Source organism: Chryseobacterium sp. GVT01B, assembly GCF_019970045.1.
Taxonomy (GTDB): Bacteria; Bacteroidota; Bacteroidia; order Flavobacteriales; family Weeksellaceae; genus Chryseobacterium.
In genome coordinates, this window is sequence record NZ_JAHXYI010000005.1 from 269671 (window position 1) to 285209 (window position 15539).

The 15539-nt window shown below is 36.1% G+C and carries 13 protein-coding genes; 4 read left to right on the plus strand and 9 right to left on the minus strand.

The genetic code is table 11. The features are described from left to right. Window position 1: 1 nt before the first annotated feature. Window positions 2–1402, plus strand: a complete 1401-nt coding sequence (locus LC457_RS13650) for a TolC family protein (RefSeq protein WP_223600370.1) — start codon at window positions 2–4, stop codon at window positions 1400–1402. Window positions 1403–1454: 52 nt separating this feature from the next. Here the strand turns inward: LC457_RS13650 and LC457_RS13655 are convergent, their stop codons facing one another. The 7 genes from LC457_RS13655 to LC457_RS13685 form a co-directional block, all read right to left on the minus strand. Beyond that, window positions 1455–1943, minus strand: a complete 489-nt coding sequence (locus tag LC457_RS13655) for a DUF6691 family protein (protein ID WP_223600371.1) — start codon at window positions 1941–1943, stop codon at window positions 1455–1457. A 24-nt stretch (window positions 1944–1967) separates the two neighbouring features. Further along, window positions 1968–2531: a YeeE/YedE family protein gene (locus tag LC457_RS13660; RefSeq protein WP_223600372.1), complete on the minus strand. Its 564-nt coding sequence runs from the start codon at window positions 2529–2531 to the stop codon at window positions 1968–1970. 9 nt (window positions 2532–2540) lie between these two features. Continuing rightward, window positions 2541–3962, minus strand: coding sequence for a rhodanese-like domain-containing protein (locus tag LC457_RS13665; RefSeq protein WP_223600373.1), 1422 nt, complete (start codon window positions 3960–3962; stop codon window positions 2541–2543). A gap of 84 nt (window positions 3963–4046) precedes the next feature. Then, entirely contained in the window at window positions 4047–4841 is a 795-nt protein-coding gene (locus LC457_RS13670; protein ID WP_223600374.1) for a sulfite exporter TauE/SafE family protein, read from the minus strand. Between the two features lie 249 nt (window positions 4842–5090). Then, window positions 5091–5729, minus strand: coding sequence for a Crp/Fnr family transcriptional regulator (locus LC457_RS13675; RefSeq protein ID WP_223600375.1), 639 nt, complete (start codon window positions 5727–5729; stop codon window positions 5091–5093). 193 nt (window positions 5730–5922) lie between these two features. After that, window positions 5923–6630 carry a hypothetical protein gene (locus LC457_RS13680; protein WP_223600376.1) on the minus strand — a complete coding sequence of 236 codons (708 nt, stop codon included), beginning with the start codon at window positions 6628–6630 and terminating at the stop codon, window positions 5923–5925. A 20-nt stretch (window positions 6631–6650) separates the two neighbouring features. Then, on the minus strand, window positions 6651–8912 hold the full coding sequence (locus LC457_RS13685; RefSeq protein ID WP_223600377.1) for a family 20 glycosylhydrolase: 2262 nt from the start codon (window positions 8910–8912) through the stop codon (window positions 6651–6653). Window positions 8913–9134: 222 nt separating this feature from the next. On the opposite strand from LC457_RS13685, the gene LC457_RS13690 reads away from it, so the two are divergent. Continuing rightward, window positions 9135–9947 (plus strand): DUF4197 domain-containing protein, encoded by an 813-nt coding sequence (locus LC457_RS13690; protein WP_223600378.1) that lies wholly within the window; start codon window positions 9135–9137, stop codon window positions 9945–9947. Window positions 9948–10277: 330 nt separating this feature from the next. On the opposite strand, the gene LC457_RS13695 is transcribed toward LC457_RS13690, so the two are convergent. Then, window positions 10278–10931 (minus strand): CoA transferase subunit B, encoded by a 654-nt coding sequence (locus LC457_RS13695; RefSeq protein ID WP_002980639.1) that lies wholly within the window; start codon window positions 10929–10931, stop codon window positions 10278–10280. Window positions 10932–11053: 122 nt separating this feature from the next. Between LC457_RS13695 and LC457_RS13700 the strand changes: the two genes are divergently transcribed. Beyond that, window positions 11054–12856, plus strand: a complete 1803-nt coding sequence (locus tag LC457_RS13700) for an ABC transporter ATP-binding protein (RefSeq protein WP_223600379.1) — start codon at window positions 11054–11056, stop codon at window positions 12854–12856. 47 nt (window positions 12857–12903) lie between these two features. Here LC457_RS13700 and LC457_RS13705 read toward each other — a convergent pair whose 3' ends face one another. Then, the gene (locus tag LC457_RS13705) at window positions 12904–13605 is read right to left on the minus strand and encodes a CoA transferase subunit A (RefSeq protein ID WP_047423619.1); all 702 of its coding nucleotides are present in this window, start codon (window positions 13603–13605) and stop codon (window positions 12904–12906) included. A gap of 380 nt (window positions 13606–13985) precedes the next feature. Here LC457_RS13705 and LC457_RS13710 point away from each other — a divergent pair, with 380 nt between their 5' ends. Then, on the plus strand, window positions 13986–15515 hold the full coding sequence (locus tag LC457_RS13710) for a membrane-binding protein (protein ID WP_223600380.1): 1530 nt from the start codon (window positions 13986–13988) through the stop codon (window positions 15513–15515). Window positions 15516–15539 lie beyond the last annotated feature (24 nt).

Consider the following 15539-nt stretch of genomic DNA (forward strand, 5'->3'; position numbering starts at 1 on the left):
CATGTACAAGAAATTAATTTTATTGGGTGTACTTTCCGTAAGTTTAAGTTCATGCATCGGTTATAAAGAGCTCACAAAGGAAAATATAGACCAGCTTAAAGAAAAAAGTGAAATTGCTTCTCATATAGAAATCCCGGATGAATGGATCTTCGACAGAAAAGCGAACTCAAGATCAGTTTCCTATGACTGGATCAATGATCTTAAAACTCCTCAGCTGGAAGCGCTGATCAATGAAGGAATGCGTTATAATGCCGATCTTATTATTGCGAAGGAAAAACTGAATCAGATTGAGCTGGCCATGGAAATTGCCGGAAGTGATCTTTATCCGAGTGTAAATGCAGTAGCCAATACTTCCAATAATTTAGTCAGCAATACCCAGATTCAGCGTCTTGCGTTAAAAGCCAACTGGGAGATTGACCTTTGGGGTAAAAATAAATCTTCACAGATGGCAAGCACCAGCAATTATTTTTCTGCAAAACATCAGAATACCTTGCTGCATCAATCTATTGCAGGGATGATTGCTAAATCTTATTTTCTGAATATTGCGGGAAATATTCACGAAGATAAAATTGAAAGTTATATTCAGAAGTCTAAAGATCTGGAAAAGTTGTACATCATTCAAAAGAAAATTGGAACGGCAAATGCTTTGGATATCTCCAATATAACAGCAGAAATTATTTCCCTGCAAGGTTATCTGGAAAAAGTAAAAAACGCAAATGCACAATCCAGAAGATCACTGGAACTGCTCACCGGAAAATATCCGGAAGGAAAACTGGCTACTCAGAATTTTTTTAATGCTGTAACCAACGGTATTCCCGAATCTTTTCCGCTTGAGCTTTTAGAGAACAGATCAGACATACAGGCTAATCATTTTCAGATTGAAAAGGCTTTTTATGAAGTACAGCAGGCAAAAGCAGCAAGACTCCCTTCATTAAGTATAAGCACCTCTTTTGGCTCTGCCGGAAGTAATGTGGAATCTATCAATTCTTTATTTTCCAATCCGTTATTAAAAGTGGGCGGAGGATTAGTTTCACCTTTATTCAACAGCGGAAAGTTAAAAAAGAATGTAGAGATTAAAAATTCTCAGCAGAAACAGGTTGTTGAAGAATATTCAAAAGCTGTCCTGAATGCTTTGAACGAAGTGGAATCTTCTTTAGCCAATCTGCGTTCTCTTGAAAAACAGATGACCTATACTACCAATGCTGTCAATGAAATGAAAAAAAATATTACCCTCACCGAAAAACAAATAAAGGTAGGTACCAACAACAGCTTTGTACTGATCCGTAAACAGAGGGATCTCCTGAAAAATGAAATGAACCTCATCAGTCTGGAACTTCAGTACAGAATAGAGCGCATTAATCTTTATATGGCTTTAGGAGCGGAGAACTTCATTTACTCATAATTTTATACTTAAAAAAGACTGTAGATCATTTTCTGCAGTCTTTTTTAAGGTACTAATGGGGCAATTGATCTCTGAAATATCCATATACCCATGTTCCGGCAATTGCACTCAACAGGGTAACAGATACTGCCAAAGCTCCTGTTCCGATCTGAGCAAAAAGAGGTCCCGGGCAGGCTCCGGTAATGGCCCAGCCAAAACCGAATATCAACCCTCCATAAATCTGGCCTTTATTGAACTTTTTAGGCGTCAGGGTAATAGGTTCACTATATATTGTCCTGATATTAAATTTTTTGATCAGCCACACAGAAATCATTCCTACCAACACGGCACTCCCAATGATTCCGTACATATGGAAAGACTGCAGACGGAACATTTCCTGTATTCTGAACCAGCTGATCACTTCTGCTTTCACGAAAATAATTCCGAAAATAATTCCCGCAGCAAGGTACTTCAGGTTGTGATACCATCGGTGAGTAAGTGTACTTTCGTTTACACAAACAGCATCCTGATGACGTATATCCTGTTCTTTTTCTTTTATCATTTTAAATTCTTTTTTAAATTATACCTACAGGGAAAGGATCACTGGCAGAATAAGATTGGCCATTAAGAAACCTCCGATCATAAAACAGATTGTTGCTACCAAAGAAGGCCACTGCAAATTGGAAAGTCCCATGATGGCATGCCCGCTGGTGCATCCTCCTGCATATCTTGTTCCGAAACCTACTAAAAAACCGCCAACAACCATTGTGATAAATCCTCTCAAGGTTAACAAGCTTTCAAAGTTCATGAGCTGTCCCGGGACCAGATTGCTGTAATCTGTAATTCCGTAGCCTGCCAATTCCGTTTTCAGGCTGGGATTTACTGTTATTTCATTGGGGTTAACCAAAAAATTAGCTGCAATCATTCCTCCGAAAAAAATTCCAGCTACAAAGAATAAATTCCAGGCTTCTTTTTTCCAGTCGTATTTGAAAAAATTCACATTGGCGGGTATGCAGGCTGCACAGATATGCCTCAGCGAAGAGCTTATTCCAAAGGATTTATTTCCCATCAATAATAAGGCGGGAACGGTAAGTCCAATCAATGGACCTGCAATATACCATGGCCACGGTTCTTTTATAATCTCCAACATCTCTTTTTTTTAATCTAATTTATTTAAAATTTTAGTTTGACACACAAAATCGCTTTTAGGAATGCTTGTCAATGAAATAGCTTTAAAACCTCCTTCAATTTCTGTAAAATTCCTATATCCTCTTGCCTGAAGGATACTTGCAGCCATTGTACTTCTGTATCCGCTTCCGCAATGCATGTAAAAGTGTTCTTCCGGCTGTAAGCGATTAATCCAATCATTAATATACGCTAAAGGCATGCTGTACGCTTCATGAATGTGTTCTACATTATATTCACTTTCCCTTCTTATATCAATGATTTTTACTTCTTTGTCTTTTATTTCGGTTTCAAACTGTTCTGCAGAAATACGGTTGACAAAGTCTGTTTCTTTTCCGCTCTCTTCCCAGGCTTTAAAACCACCTTCCAAAAATCCTAAAATATGATCAAATCCTACTCTGCTTAATCTCGTTACCACTTCTTCTTCGGCTCCTTTTTCCGTTACCAGAAGAATAGGTTGATTCACATCAGCAATTAAAGCACCTACCCAAGGAGCAAAATCACCGTCCAGTCCTATATTGACCGACTGTTGGATAAAACCTTTGGCAAATTCATGATTGTCTCTCACGTCTAAAATCATAGCTCCTGAAGCTTCAGCAATTTCCTCAAACTGCTCCGGAGCCAGTGCATGCAATCCTTGTGAAAGAACTTCATCAAAACTGCTGTATCCTTTTCTATTCATCATAACATTCATTCCAAAATAAGCAGGAGGAGGCAGAAGTCCATCTGTTACTTCTTTTATAAAACTCTGTCTGTCCTTTTGATTCAAAGCATAATTGGTCTTTTTCTGGTTTCCCAGTGTATCTACCGTTTCTTTCTGCATATTTTTACCGCAGGCTGAGCCAGCTCCATGAGCAGGATATACTGTAATATCATCATCTAAAGGCAAAATTTTATGGTACAAACTTTCATATAAAAGTCCTGCCAGTTCCTCCTGGGTCATATTCGCACCTTTCTGTGCAAGATCCGGACGGCCTACATCTCCCAGAAATAAAGTATCTCCACTGAATAGCAATTTTTCATCTCCATTTTCATCCATCAACAGATAACATGAGCTCTCAAGTGTGTGTCCCGGTGTGTGAAGAACTTTGATTTTAATATCTCCTATTTCAAATATCTGATGATCTTCTGCAATGATGGCTTCAAACTCAGGTTTTGCGGTCGGGCCATATACAATTGGAGCTCCGGTTTTACTGCTTAAATCAAGATGTCCGCTGACAAAATCAGCATGAAAGTGCGTCTCAAAAATATATTTCAATTGTACTCCATCTTCTCGCAATCTGTTGATATAAGGTTGTGTTTCTCTTAAGGGATCAATAATTGCCGCCTCTCCTGCTGAGGTAATATAATAAGCTCCCTGTGCCAGGCATCCTGTATAAATCTGTTCTATTTTCATTGTCTCTATTTTTTGATGTTGTTATCTGATACAAATCTCCCGCTTTCTTTTTTCCTCTACAGCTACTTTTGTTACATAAGAGATTTAAAGGAATATTTCTTTAGCAATAATGTAAATACCCATAATCAGGATAAACCATCCGAATGCAGGTTTCAATTTTTTGCCATCTACCTTTTTTGATAACTGTGAGCCTATTATAATTCCTGCAACGGCAATTGCAGCGATAGAAATCAACAGTTCCCATTCTATTTTCATGTGATTTACAGAAGTGAAAAAGCCTATCAAAGAATTGAAGGATATAATGACTAAAGAAGTTCCTATTGCAATCTTCATTGGAATTTTTAAAAGGTTAACTAATGCCGGAATAATCATAAAACCACCTCCCGCTCCCACCAATCCGGTTAGAACACCTACAACAGAGCCCTGTCCTGCTGCCAGCAAAGTATTATTCTTATCTGTAGTTCTTTCTGACAGTTTTTCTGAAGTATTGCTTTTTATCATTTTATAAGAAGCCAGAATCATCAGGCCTGCAAAAATCAATAATAAAAAAATGTTTCTGGTAATGGTAAAGTTCTGTATCCTGAATACCTCTTCCGGAATGAATGGGAGAAGGTATATTCTGGTTAAAAAGATGGAAAGCACAGAAGGAATTCCGAATATCATTGCCATCTTAAAATTGACCAATCCTTTTTTAAAATACGAAACAGATCCAACAAGACTGCTTATTCCCACTATAAAAAGGGAATATTCCGTTGCCAGAAAGGCATCGAGACCAAAGAGATAAACAAGGACCGGAACGGTGAGAATACTTCCCCCACCTCCGATCAAACCGAGAGAAACCCCGATTAAAACTGCTGCTGTATATCCTATAATTTCCATTTTACTATTCAAATATTCTGATGCAAAAATGGGAAAGTGAAAGGAAGGCTACAGCTACTTTTGTTACATAAGAAAGATTTAACACGAATGAACACTAATATGTTCACAAAGGACACAAGGAAATACCCGAGGTTGGTTCTCCTTTGGTTTGCAATGACAGGTTGACCACCCCGTCAAAAATTCTCTGAATTTTCGCCACCCCTCCAAGGGAGGGGAATGTGAGTGCCCTTCATTAAAATGAGGTATCGTTTATGAATTGAGGGTTTTCAGGAGGATAATTTTGTTTCTGCCCAACTTTAATTTTCCGTCTTCTTCAAGCTGCTTCAGGAGTCTGGAAACGACTACCCTTGCAGTTCCCAGCTCATTTGCAAGCTGTTCATGAGTAGTGTTTATGGTTTCAGAGTGGGTAAGTTCTGATTTTTTCTGCAGCAGATTCAACAGTCTTTGATCTACTTTTTTGAAAGCAATTGCATTGATGATATCCAATAGTTCTTCAAACCTTTTATGATACAATCTGAAAATATAGTCTAACCATTCCGGGTGCTCTTTGATGAATAAAGAGACTTTGTCTACCGGTAAAAAAAGGATTTCTGCATCTTCTTCAATTTCGGCTTTTACGATGCTTTTTTCATTATGCATTCCGCCAAGAAAAGACATGATACAGCTTTCTCCCGCTTTGATGTAGTACAGTAAAATTTCACGTCCGTCTTCTTCAGTTCTGATCACTTTCAGCATTCCTTTCATCACAATAGGAATAGAACGGATGGAAGCATTTTCATCTAATATGATATCTCCTTCATGGTAATTTTTCGTTGTACCATATTGATACAGCTTTTCTACCAGATCCGGTGATGAAAATTCGGAAGAAAGTATGGTATCGTTCTGCATTTTTTTATTTCTAATTGACGAAGTACGGGAGAAAAATGAGCTTCAGTTCAATTTTAAATCAACTATAACTGATATTTATTAACTAAATTACAAAAATATGTGGAATGGAAAAATAGCGACGGCTGGAAAGGTGTGGATTTCAATTCCGTTATAAACTCCGCATTTTACCAATACAATGTTAACTGCAGTATTATTAATGTTTTAGGTAATTTACCATTTGATTTACTAATATCGAATCTTTTTTATCAAATTGAAAGCATTTAATATCAGTATAATAATTTTTTTTATCTGAGTATAGATAGTTTGTCAACCATTCACTGCTTTTGGAATTTATAAAAGCTTTATCTAATGACCTACCAATAACTCGATTATTTTCAGAGTGACAGCTTAGGCAATTGTATTCATAATTAGTTAATCCGGTTTCTTTGTTTTTGTTTGAGAAATTCTTCTTATCTAAAATATTTGAATTGCCAATATTGTCTATTTTAAAACCAGATAATATTGCAGCAACTTTTTCCCTATCTTTTAATAGAGATGAGGATATAATAACTCCATCTAATGAATCTAATTTTGGAACATAAATATTATAAAATCCTTGTTTGGAATCTGGAATTTCAATGACTGCTTCTCTCCCATTTATTTCAATTTGTTCCCTTAAATTTTCACTTAATTTATTTTTGTAAATTTTATGATTATATCTTCCATAATTTATAAATATAGTATCTTCATTATTAGTTAAATATGCACTATAAGAATCAATCATCTTTGGTTCTATTAATTTCCAATCAGAAGGATAATTAAAACTAATTTTTCCTATTTTAAATTCTTTTGCTTTTACATTCTCAGGCTTACATGAGAACATAAAAAAAAATGATAAAATGAAGAAAATTGATTTGTACATGAGTTTTGATAATATTAAGGCTAATTTACTCCAATTTCATCTACAAACAGCCAAGCTTTTGAATCTGCTCCAGGATTTCCTGCCGGAATGATGCCTGCATTTTCTATACTTACTTTCAGGTATTTTGCATTCTGTGTTCCTACATTCAATCTGATTTTTCCTTTGGCATTCTGGATCTCTGCAGTTCCGATTTCTTTAATAAGGTTAAAATTTTTATTATCATCAGAAACAAAAATCTTTGCGGATTTCGCAAGGTGAATCCAGCTTCCTTTATTTTCAAGGGTATTGAAATAAACTTCTGAAAAAGCTGTTTTCTGACCAAAATCTATCGTTGCCACAACATCTTTCCCCTGAAAACCAAGCCATGTTTTACCAAGCTGTTTTACATTTCCGATAATACCATCTACCAAAGTAAAAGCACCTCCAAAAGAATAATTTTCACTTGGCTGCTGTTCAAGGCTTATGCTTTTCCCTGTGGTTTTTGAAATCGTAAACTGTTGTGTAGAAACAGCGCTTTTCAGCTGACCCTCTTCAAAATAAGCAGATTTAATCGTTAAAGAATTAGGAATCTGAACCGCATTCTGATACGTTTTAGAATTGACGGTAGGATCTGTTCCATCCAAAGTATATCTGATTCCATTTGAATTCTGTGAGGTAGACAGTTCATAAGCAATTCCGTTATTTGAGGGAATTACTTTTCCGGTGATATTGTAAATGCTTCTTGCATAGTTTACCTTCATTTTATCCAGAACTTTAAACTGATTGATCACCCTGTTTTCAAACTCTTTATAATTTTTAGGGTCTGATGTTCCCCACCCCACTTCAGAAAGTGCCATTAATCTTGGGAAAATCATATATTGTACATGCTTGAAATCTAAAATATATTCCGTCCACAAATTAGCCTGAACTCCCATGATATATTTAGCTTGCTCTGCATTCAGTTCGGAAGGAATAGGATTGTAAGAATATACTTTGTCTAAAGGAGTAAACCCTCCAAAAGCATTAGGCTCAGACTGCGGATCGCCCTGATAATGGTCGAAATAGCAATATGCACCCGGTGTCATTACAGCAAAGTGTTTTGATTTTGCAGCTTCAATACCTCCGTTGACACCAGTCCAGCTCATTACAGCAGCATTCGGGGCCAGTCCTCCTTCCAAAATTTCGTCCCAGCCAATAATTTTTCGGCCTTTGCTGTTGACGTATTTTTCAATTCTATGAATAAAATAGCTTTGTAAGCCATGTTCATCTTTTAAGTTATTTTTCTTAATCAATTCCTGGCAGTGTGCACATTCTTTCCATCTCGTCTTCGGACACTCGTCACCGCCAATATGAATGTATTGGGATGGGAATAACTTGATCACTTCATCCAAAACGTTCTCCAGGAATGTAAATGTTTCATCTTTCGGGCAGAAAACATCATCAAAAACACCCCATTTCGTAGCAGCTTCAAAAGGGCCTTTTGTACAGGCCAGTTCAGGATATGCAGATAATGCAGCCAAAGCATGCCCCGGCATTTCTATCTCTGGAACCACTGTGATGTGTCTGTCTTGAGCATATTTTACAACCTCTTTTATTTGTTCCTGAGTATAAAAATAAGGTCCGTAAGGTTTCCCGTCAAAAGTATTATCAACATAAGCTCCAATCATGGATTCTTTACGTTTTGAACCTATCTGAGTCAGTTTTGGATATTTTTTAATTTCAATTCTCCATCCCTGATCGTCTGTTAAATGCCAGTGGAAAGTATTCAGCTTGTACATCGCCAGATAGTCTATATACTGCTTCACCTCTTCCACCGTGAAAAAATGGCGGCAGACATCCAGATGCATTCCTCTCCATGCAAACTTTGGCTGATCTTCGATTTTTAAAGCCGGAATTTTCTTACTCTCTTTATATTGCTCAAAAACCTGAATCAATGTTTGCATTGCCAGAAAATAACCTTGTTTAGTATAAGATTTTATATGAATCTGTTTTGGAGAAATTTCTATTGAATAATACTCTTTTTTCTGTTCTGCATCTGTTGGAGCTACAGGAATTATAGAATAGGTCAAGTGGCTTCCACCATCTTTTTGAATCTCTTGGAATTTAAACCCAGAACCTAACCTTTTCTTAAAGAACCCTGTTTCTTCTTTTGGTAAATTGCCAGCTAATGACAGGGTTTCTGGCATTATAAATTCACCCTGTGAAAATTCAACTTTTTGAGGGTAAGGGATTAGATTCAATTTATTCTGGGCAAAAATTACGTTTGAAATCAATACAAAAAATACTAAAAAAGTCCGTATCATTGGATGGAATTAAGGTTTGAGCTAAGATAATTATTTTTCAAAACTCCTGAAGTCTTTTTAAAACAAAATTTAGACATCTTAAATTTGTGAATGAACAATTTACAGTTTGCTAAATTATTTTCTTAGATATTATTCTATTATATTCTGGACATTATGGTTTGTTTTTTGATCAAATTAAACGACTTAAAAAAATTAAAAGATTTAAATTTGTAAAAAAATAGGATGAAAAAAAACTTTTTTCTGGCAGTCGGATTATTATTCTCAATGTCAACACAGGCACAAATTTTCGATATCATAAAATCTGCCGTTAAAGATAAAACAGGCGTAGATCTAAATGTTCCCGTAAAAAATAATGGTACTAAAACTACCACCACAACAACAACTTCCACTCAGACTAATAAATCATCTGCTAATCTTGGAAACCTTACCTCTACCCAGATTTCTTCAGGATTAAAAGAAGCCTTAAGTATGGGAGTAACAGATGGAGTCAAAAAGCTGGCAATTACAGATGGTTTTTTCAAAAATGAAGCGGTAAAAATTTTAATGCCAGAAAAATTAAGGAAGATCGACACCACTTTACGTTCCATCGGTATGGGAAGTCTTGCTGATGAAGGCGTAAAATTATTAAACAGAGCTGCTGAAGATGCCGTAACAGAAGCCGCTCCTATTTTCACCAATGCCATCACTTCTATGACGATTACAGATGCCAAGAATATTTTATTGGGCAGTAATAATGCAGCAACAAGTTATCTTCAGGGGAAAACCCAGAGCCAGCTGTTCAGTGCTTTCCAGCCTAAAGTAAAGGCATCATTAGGAAAAGTAGGTGCTGATACGCTTTGGAAAAACCTGATTTCAAAATACAATACTTTTACAGGACAATCTGTAACAACAGATCTTAACGAATATGTTACTACAGAAACCATCAACGGTGTATTCAAAATGGTTGCCGATAAAGAAAGCGGAATCAGAAATACTCCGGCAATGAGAACGACAAGCATTTTGCAGAAGGTGTTTGGGGCGCAGGATGGGAAATAATAAGATAATATTAGACTAAATATAGAAGCTGTTTCATGATGAGGCAGCTTTTTTTGTTGGGTTTTAATTTCTTTTGTCTTGAAACAAAAATTCAAGACTTGGACCTCTTCGCTAAAAATAATTCCTGTTCTCTAAAAATTCTAAACTTGCGCGAAAGCATTATTGCTGAATCAGTTCTAAGTCCGTGTCGCGCTTCGGACAATAGAATTTTCTTAACGTTCACAGGAGTTATTTTTTTGACGCTACAAGTTCCTATATCGCTTTTATCTCTATGTCTTATAAAAATTTCGGCCTCACTTTGTGAGGCCGAAATTTTATATTATAATCAGATTAGAACTGCATTTCAGGAATTTCTCCTTCAATAATCAGATCTGCTTCTGTAGCTTTAATAATATCTTCTACTGAAACTCCCGGTGCTCTTTCCACCAGTTTGAAACCAGCCGGAGTTACATCTAGAACAGCTAGTTCAGTAACCACTTTTTTCACGCAGTTAACTCCTGTTAAAGGAAGTGTACATTTCTTAAGGATTTTACTTTCTCCCGCTTTATTTACGTGCATCATTGCAACGATAATATTTTCAGCAGAAGCTACAAGATCCATTGCTCCTCCCATTCCCTTCACCATTTTTCCGGGAATTTTCCAGTTGGCAATATCTCCGTTTTCCGAAACTTCCATTGCTCCAAGGATGGTAAGGTCTACTTTCTGACCACGGATCATCCCGAAACTGAATGCTGAATCGAAGAATGAACCTCCTTCTAAAATAGTAATAGTCTGTTTTCCGGCATTGATGATATCAGCATCTTCTTCTCCTTCAAAAGGGAAAGGTCCCATCCCCAAAACTCCATTCTCACTCTGGAATTCTACGGAAATACCTTCCGGAACATAGTTGGCAACCAAAGTAGGAATCCCAATTCCCAGGTTTACATAATAACGATCTTTGAGTTCTTTTGAAATTCTTTTGGCAATTTGTTCTTTTGTAAGCATAATAAAAACTTAGACTGCAATTTAATTATTTTCACTTGAATACAAAAGGACTTTGTTGTATTCAATAATTAACACTGTTAGTTAAAATAATATCTGTAATTTTGCTTCATTATTTTAACAGAATGAAAATACTTTTTAAATATCTTAAACCTTATCAGTGGCTGATTCTCATTTCGTTGTTTTTGGCTACTATCAATCAGGTTTTCTCTTTATTTGCTCCTGCTATTACAGGAAATATCCTTGACCAGCTGGTTACTCATCCTAATTTTTTTGATAAAGAAAAATTACTACCCAGAAATCTTAATGAATATTTATATGGAAGTTCTGTATATCATGGTGCTTTTTATTTTCTGGGACTGCTTATCGGAACGGCAATGGTGAGTAGAATTGCCAAGGCTTTCCAGGATTATGTGGTAAGTGTCATCACCCAGAAGTTTGGTGCAAAAATATTTACAGATGGTTTAAAGCATTCTATGGCGTTGCCTTTTCAGGAGTTTGAAGATCAGAGAAGTGGTGAAACTTTGTCTATTTTAACGAAAGTAAGAGAAGATACGGTGAAATTTATCACAAATTTCATTAATATTTTCTTCGGGATTCTGGTGAGCATTATTTTCGTTTCGGTGTATGCCATCCGATTACATTGGTCTATTATGCCGGTTTATATCTGTGGAATATTCTTTATTGCCATTGTTACCAATTTATTGAGTAAAAGAATAAAAGTAATTCAGAAAAATATTGTTACCGAGACCACAGCTTTAGCGGGAAGTACTACAGAAAGTTTAAGAAATATTGAAATTGTCAAAAGCTTGGGATTAACCAACCAGGAAGTAATCCGTTTGAATAACAATACCTATAAAATTCTTGGTCTTGAGCTGAGAAAGGTGAAAAGCATCCGTTCTTTAAGTTTTATCCAGGGAACGATGGTGAATTTTCTCCAGCAGATGATTACGCTGACTTTATTGTATTTGATTTTTAAAAATATTGTAACTCCAGGACAGTATCTATCCTTAATGTTTTATGGCTTCTTTATTTTTGGGCCGATGCAGGAAATCGGGAATATTATTATTTCTTATCGTGAAGCTGAAGCATCTCTTCAGAATTTTGACCGCTTAATGAAAAAAGAAGTGGAAGAAAAGCCTCTTCATCCGAAACAAATTGGTGCTATTGAAGAACTGGAATTCAAACATGTTTCTTTCAAACATCAGTCTGCGCAGTATAAAGCTTTAAATAATATCTCTTTTGATCTTAAAAATGGAGAAACGATTGCTTTTGTAGGGCCTAGTGGTTCCGGAAAAAGTACATTGGTAAAACTGTTGGTTGGATTGTACAGACCTCAGGAAGGGAATATTTTTTATAATGGAATTAATGGGAAGGAATTTGATTTTGATGAACTGAGAAATCAGATTGGTTTTGTCACCCAGGATACTCAATTATTTGCAGGAACTATTAAAGAAAACCTTCTTTTCGTAAATCCTTCAGCTACTGAAGAGGAACTGGCTGTTGCTTTACAGAAATCGAGCTGTACAGCATTGCTGGAAAGGGCTGAAAAAGGAATTGAAACGGTTATTGGTGAAGGCGGTCTGAAACTGAGTGGCGGTGAAAAACAAAGAATAGCGATTGCAAGGGCTCTTTTAAGAAAACCTCATTTGCTAATATTTGACGAGGCTACTTCTGCATTGGACAGTATTACTGAAGAGGAAATTACTACGACTATCAAAGACATATCAAAAGAAAGAGAGCAGATTACAGTACTTATTGCACACCGTTTAAGTACGATTATGCATGCTGATAAGATCTATGTTCTTGAACGCGGGCAGGTAGTAGAAACAGGTTCCCACAGCAATCTGATTGCCGAAAAAGGACTTTACTATGCCATGTGGAGACAACAAATCGGGGAAAGGAAAACACAAGTTCCTCAAACATAAAAAAAGCGCTGAAAATATTTTCAGCGCTTTTTATTTATTATCTGAGCTTATTCTTTAGTTCTTACTGTTCTCTGCTCAATTCTTTTTTCAAATTTTTCTCCCTGGAAAATTCTTTGAATCATGATTCCCGGAATATGAATTTCGTTTGGATCCAATTGTCCCGGTTCTACCAATTCTTCTACTTCAGCAATGGTGATCTTCGCAGCACCCGCCATAGGATGGTTGAAGTTTCTTGCAGATCCTTTGAAGATAAGGTTTCCGGCATGATCTCCTTTCCATGCTTTTACGATAGAATAATCTGCTTCGTAAGCATGCTCCAGGATATGAGGTTTTCCTTTGAATTCTTTTACTTCTTTCCCTTCTGCTACTTCAGTTCCGTATCCTGCAGGGGTATAAAACGCTGGAATTCCCGCCTGGGCAGCTCTGCATTTTTCAGCTAACGTCCCTTGTGGAGTAAGTTCTACATCCAGCTCACCTGAAAGCATCTGTCTTTCAAATTCAGCATTTTCTCCTACATAAGATGAGATCATTTTTTTGATCTGTCTTTTGTGAAGCAGTAATCCTAATCCGAAATCATCTACTCCTGCATTGTTTGAAATACAGGTAAGGTCTTTCACATCACTTTCTACCAAAGCATTGATCGAGTTTTCAGGGATACCGCAAAGGCCGAATCCGCCAAGCATCAGTGTCATTCCATCCTGAATTCCTTCTATGGCCTCCTTTGCATTTTTTACTCTTTTATCTATCATGAAATATTAGATTTTTCTGTTGGCTAAATTTAATAAATTTTCCGGTATATCCCACGACCGGAAATGGTCCTGAATTGAATCTTTCTTTTGAATCTTTTTTTTAACATTTAAAACTATAAAAATCAAACTTTTAACCATAAAAACGAACAGACTTGTTCATTTTTATGGTATTTCTCATCAAATTGATTTATATTTGAGACTTCAAATCCAGAAATTCACTCAATTTTATTTCGGATATCATTGATTTAAACACAATTTTAATATAAAAATTATTTTACGGCAGATCATTATTGCCCTTTACTTCTTCTGATCTCTTCAGAGAAACATTTCAACATATACCATCACATTAATCATATCAAAATCAAATTTTAAATAAAAACATGAAAAAATTATTTACCTCAGCATTACTTGCCCTGGTACTCAGCATCAATGTGTATGCACAGGAAAAAACTTATTTCGATGAAAACTGGGAAAAGACCACTCAGGACAACATGGAATATTACCGTGAAACAACTCCTAAAGGTAAACTCACCCTTATCAAAGATTTCTATAAAGACGGAAAATTACAGATGGAAGGTCTGGCTTCTGACATAACTCCAAACAGTGAAGTTTTTGACGGAAAAGTAACCTGGTACACCCCTGAAGGAAAGATCATGAGCACTGTAAATTATTCCAACGGAAAGCAGGTTGGAGCTTCTCAATCTTATGATGATAAAGGCCGAATTACAGAAGATATGGTCTACAAAGCTGACGGTAACTTCACTGGAAAAATGGTGGCATACAAGGATCCTGAAAATGAATCTTTTTATAACACGATAACTACTTATGAGAATTCTCTGCCCGTAAAGACCATTATTTATGATGAAGATATTAAGGGAATCAGGTACGAAACCACTTCAGATAAAGACGGTAATTATGAGACTAAATATTACGGTGAAAAAGGGAAACTTATTGGTACTTCTCCTTCAGGCTCAGGAGAAGGGCTGCAGGTAGACTACTATCCGAATCCAATGAGGATTTCAAAAATCGAAAAAACTAAAAACGACGGCAGTATAAAAGAAAGTATTATCTATGCTAAAAACGGACAACTGCTACAAGAACAGAAGAGAAACAAAAAAGACGGTTATAAAACCACTTATGATGAATCCGGTAAAAAAATAGGTCATTTGGTTTATCAGTATGATAAAGAGAATGATATTTACCAGCCGACAGAGGGTGAAGATTATCAGCTTAATTATGATTATGCACTGATATCTTCTATTGATGTATATAAAAACGGCTCCATCATCACCAGTAAATATTTTGACGAAGAAGGAAAGTTATCTTCTGAGAAAATTCTAAAAGACGATGTTACCCAAGAGATTAAATATTATTCTCCGGATGGAAAACTGAAATCTACCTTAACCTATAAAGATGAAATGCCTTATAACGGTACAGCCTACGAAGGACTTACTGAAGTTCAATATAAGGAAGGCATTTTAGTGAATACTAAAATATATACGGAAGAGATAAAGCTGAAATCTGAGAAGAAATTAAATTCTAAACAAACCGCTTACGACGCTACTGTCTATGATAATAAAGGTGCTCTTTTATACACTTATAACCAACCTTTGAGTGAAGACGGAAACCATGATTACTTCTTCACCGCACAAATTGTACAGTATGTAAAGGGGAAACCTGCCAATAAATCTTCTGTAAAATCAGGTATTTTACAAAGTGGAAAAATAAAACTCACTACCCTAAACGGAGTCAAAGAACTTGAACGCAGTGGAAAATGGGTACTCTTAAAACTGTATAGTACGGATGGAAAGCTTCTTCAGGAAACCAAAACGCTGGCTGATATACCAGATGAGTATGCTTCCACCGAAAATCCGGCAACATTCAGTGAGGATGATCTCTATGTTGACTAATCACCGCATCAATATATCAAAAGC